General features: G+C 58.0%; 6 protein-coding genes. All 6 read right to left on the bottom strand.

Translation table 11 applies throughout. The features are described from left to right. Positions 1–286, bottom strand: a 286-nt coding sequence (locus AC1DRJ_RS20105) for a ribonuclease HII (protein WP_477803687.1), incomplete at its 3' end; no start/stop codon positions are given. 11 nt (positions 287–297) lie between these two features. Then, positions 298–1428, bottom strand: coding sequence for a lipid-A-disaccharide synthase (gene lpxB / locus AC1DRJ_RS20100; protein WP_477803686.1), 1131 nt, complete (start codon positions 1426–1428; stop codon positions 298–300). A gap of 2 nt (positions 1429–1430) precedes the next feature. Further along, complete coding sequence (gene lpxA, locus AC1DRJ_RS20095; RefSeq protein ID WP_477803685.1) at positions 1431–2207, bottom strand: acyl-ACP--UDP-N-acetylglucosamine O-acyltransferase; 777 nt, start codon at positions 2205–2207, stop codon at positions 1431–1433. Beyond that, positions 2204–2644 carry a 3-hydroxyacyl-ACP dehydratase FabZ gene (gene fabZ / locus AC1DRJ_RS20090; protein WP_007907157.1) on the bottom strand — a complete coding sequence of 147 codons (441 nt, stop codon included), beginning with the start codon at positions 2642–2644 and terminating at the stop codon, positions 2204–2206. The genes lpxA and fabZ overlap by 4 nt, the downstream gene beginning before the upstream one ends. A gap of 108 nt (positions 2645–2752) precedes the next feature. Beyond that, entirely contained in the window at positions 2753–3808 is a 1056-nt protein-coding gene (gene lpxD / locus AC1DRJ_RS20085; RefSeq protein WP_477803684.1) for a UDP-3-O-(3-hydroxymyristoyl)glucosamine N-acyltransferase, read from the bottom strand. Positions 3809–3810: 2 nt separating this feature from the next. Continuing rightward, a complete protein-coding gene (locus AC1DRJ_RS20080; protein WP_007949341.1) occupies positions 3811–4314 on the bottom strand; it encodes an OmpH family outer membrane protein in 504 nt (167 codons plus the stop codon). Between the last annotated feature and the right edge of the window lie 15 nt (positions 4315–4329).

Here is a 4329-nt window from a genome sequence, read left to right as displayed (position 1 = left end):
TCGCCAGCATGGTGGCGTGCAGGATGTTCAGCTCGTCGATTTCCTCGACTTCGGCCCGAGCGATGCACCAGCTAAGGGCTTTTTCGCAGATTTCGTCATAGAGTTTTTCGCGACGGGCTTCAGTGAGCTTCTTTGAGTCATTCAGGCCGAGGATCGGGCGGTTTGGATCGAGGATCACCGCCGCCGTCACCACGGCACCGCAGAGCGGGCCGCGACCGACTTCGTCGACACCGGCCACGAGGTCTTCGACTTCGGCGACCAGGGTGAAGTCCAGGCCCATCTGAATGCTGGTTTTGCTCATTGTGGTTTGCCGATCAGGTTCAGTACTGCGTCCGCCGCCTGATTGGAGGCATCCAGACGCAAGGTACGGTGAATTTCGTCGAAGCCGCGAGTCTGTTCCTCGCCATCTTCGATCAAGGGTGAAAGGGTTTGTGCAAGGGCTTCGACCGTCGCGTCGTCCTGCAGCAACTCGGGCACCAACAAGCGCTGGGCCAACAGGTTTGGCAAGGAAACGTAAGGACTTTTCACCATCCGCTTAAGAATCCAGAACGTCAGGGGTGCCAATCGATAAGCCACCACCATGGGCCGCTTGTACAGCAACGCTTCAAGGGTAGCCGTACCGGAAGCGATCAGCACCGCGTCRCAGGCCGCCAATGCCAGATGGGATTTGCCATCAAGCAAGGTCAGCGGCAGATCGCGACCGGCCAGAAGCTCTTCAAGCTGTGCGCGGCGTTCAGGGCTGGCGCACGGCATGACGAATCGTACGCCCGGACGCAGGGCGCGCAGGCGCTGGGCGGTGTCGAGGAATAACGCGCCGAGCCGGCCCACTTCGCCACCACGACTGCCAGGCATCAGCGCAACCAGTGGACCGTCCGGCAAATCAAGCTCAGCCCGCGCGGCGGCTCGATCAGCCTCCAGCGGAATCGCATCGGCCAGGGAATGCCCGACAAATCGCACCGGCACGCCCTTCTCTTCGTAGAATTTCGCTTCGAACGGGAACAGCGTCAGCATCAGGTCGCAGCCTTCGCGAATCTTCAGCACGCGCTTCTGACGCCACGCCCACACCGACGGGCTGACGTAATGCACGGTCTTGATTCCGGCCTGACGTAGCTTGAGTTCGATATTGAGATTGAAGTCAGGGGCATCGATACCGATGAAAACGTCCGGCTTTGCGGCGATCAGGTCGGCGATCAGCTTTTTGCGACGCGCCAGCAGTTCACGCAGCCGCCCCAACACTTCCACCAGGCCCATGACCGATAGCCGTTCCATGGGAAAGTACGAAGTCAACCCTTCGGCCTGCATCAACGGGCCACCGACACCGATGAATTCCACCGCCGGATGCTGGGCCTTGAGTGCGCGCATCAGACCCGCGCCCAGAATGTCGCCGGAAGCCTCACCCGCTACCAGCGCAATACGCACAATAGCCATGATTAACGGGTGATGCCGCGAGTCGAAGACTGGATGGAATCACGGAATACCGCGACTTCCGGGAACTGATCCGAGGGTTCGGCGAGTTCGGTGAGCGCCTGCTCGATCGTCAGCCCCTGGCGATAAACCACCTTGTAGGCACGACGCAGTGCATGGATCGCTTCTTCGCTGAAGCCACGACGACGCATGCCCTCGAAGTTCATGCTACGGGCTTCGGCAGGGTTGCCGAACACCGTGACGTACGCTGGAACGTCCTTGCCGATGGCAGTTCCCATACCCGAAAAGCTGTGGGCGCCAATGTGGCAATACTGGTGAACCAGCGTGAAACCGGAGAGGATCGCCCAGTCTTCAACGTGCACATGACCGGCCAGCGCAGTGTTGTTGACCAGAATGCAGTGGTTGCCAATAACGCTGTCGTGGCCGATGTGGGCATAGGCCATGATCAGGTTGTGATCGCCCAGGGTCGTTTCCGAACGGTCCTGAACCGTCCCGCGGTGAATCGTCACGCCTTCACGGATGACGTTGTGGTCACCGATGACCAGCCGGGTTTCTTCGCCTTTGTATTTCAGATCGGGCGTGTCCTCACCTACCGACGAAAACTGGTAGATGCGGTTGTGCTTACCGATTCGGGTCGGGCCTTTGAGAATCACGTGCGGCCCGATCACTGTTCCCTCGCCGATTTCCACACCTGCGCCGACGATCGACCATGGGCCGACCTCGACGTCGTCGGCCAGAACGGCCGTCGGATCGATGATTGCGCGAGGGTCAATCAAACTCATAGCTTGCGTTCCGCACAGATGATTTCAGCAGAGCAGACTGGTTTGCCGTCGACCGAAGCCTGGCATTCGAACTTCCAGATCTGACGCTTGCAGCTCAGGAACTTGGCTTCAAGGATCAACTGATCGCCCGGGAGTACTGGCTGACGGAAGCGCAGCTTGTCAGAGCCCACGAAATAGTAAAGGGTGCCGTCCGCCGGTTTCACGTCGAGCATTTTGAAACCAAGGATCCCGGCAGCCTGAGCCATCGCCTCGATGATCAGTACGCCCGGCATGATTGGATGCGCAGGGAAGTGACCATTGAAGAACGGTTCGTTGATGCTGACATTCTTGTAGGCGCGAATGCGCTTGCCTTCCACATCCAGATCCACGACCCGATCCACCAGCAGGAACGGGTAACGGTGAGGCAGGTATTCGCGAATCTCGTTGATGTCCATCATTTCGGGGGGAAGCCTATGTAAAGATTGGGAGCGCGCGACTGACACACGCCCCTCTAGCAAATCAAGCAGGCAGTCTAACGGCTGTGCACACTTGATATGGAAATGGTATCAGCCATCTGATGAAGCATTACCGCCAGGGGTCACTTCCCCTGCACGCTTTTCCAGCTGTCGCAGACGCCGCGCGATGTCATCGAGCTGACGGATACGAGCCGCGCTTTTGCGCCATTCGGCTGCTGGCTGCATTGCCGTACCGGAAGAATACGAACCCTTTTCGGTAATCGAATGGGTCACCATAGTCATCCCGGTGATGAAAACGTTGTCGCAAATTTCGATATGCCCAACCAGCCCTACTCCGCCAGCGAGCATGCAATGCTTGCCGATTTTGGTGCTGCCGGAGATCCCCACACAGGCGGCCATGGCGGTGTGATCACCCACCTGAACGTTGTGGGCGATCTGGATCTGGTTGTCGAGCTTCACACCATTGCCAAGAACGGTATCGGCCAACGCGCCGCGATCAATAGCGGTATTCACGCCAATTTCTACATCGTCACCGACCAGCACACCACCGATCTGGGCAATTTTCTGCCAGACGCCCTTCTCGTTGGCAAAACCGAAACCTTCGCCACCGAGCACAGCACCTGACTGAATGACCACCCGTTTGCCGATGCGTACGTCATGGTACAGCGTGACTCGCGGGGCCAGCCAGCCACCCTCTCCAATCTCGCAACGGGCGCCGATGAAGCAATGAGCCCCAATGGTCACACCCGCGGCAATACGTGCGCAGCTTTCGATCACGGCAAATGCGCCGATGCTCGCAGCAGGATCAACCACGGCGTCCGCCGCCACTACCGCTGTCGGGTGAATGCCGGCAGGCGCCTTGGGCTTGGGATCGAACAGATGGGAAATACGCGCATAGGCCAGATACGGATCAGGCACAACCAACGCATTGCCGGCAAAACCTTCGGCATCAGTGGCCTTCAGCAACAGCGCTGCGGCCCGGCTGTCTGCCAGGTATTTACGGTATTGAGGGTTTGCGAGAAAGCTCAACTGAGCTGGGCCAGCCTCTTGTAAAGTGGCCAGCCCAGTAATTTCTTTCTCCGGGTCGCCACGTAGCGTGGCGCCGAGGAACTCGGCCAACTGACCGAGCTTTATAGTCGCTGTCATGATTACTTCAGCTGATTCATGCGCTCGATAACCTGGCGAGTGATGTCGTACTGAGGTTTGACATCAATCACTGCGCCACGCTCGAAGACCAGGTCAAAAGCACCTTTCTTGATGACTTCTTCCACAGCGCTATCGAGTTTCGGCTTGAGCTGCTTCAGCATTTCACGGTCGGCAACGGCTTTGGCTTCGTTCAGCTCCTTGGACTGGAACTGGAAGTCACGCGCCTTTTGCTTGAACTCGAGTTCAAGACGCTCACGCTCGCCTTGCTGCATCTTGTCGCCACCGGCCATCAGACGATCCTGAATGCCTTTGGCACTGCTTTCCAGCGTCTTGAGCTTGGTCAGTTGCGGGCCAAATTTTTTCTCGGCATCCACGGCGTACTTCTTGGCCGCGTCGGATTCCAGCAGAGCCATCTGATAGTTCAGAACGGCGATTTTCATGTCGGCAAAAGCCGGACCTGCTACCAGTAAGGTTGCGAGGAGAACCAATTGAGTCAACTTACGCACGATGCACTCCTACAA

The organism is Pseudomonas sp. P5_B2 (assembly GCF_056400445.1).
The sequence above is the reverse complement of the archived record's forward strand: the minus strand, read 5'-3'. Positions and strand labels throughout refer to the sequence as shown.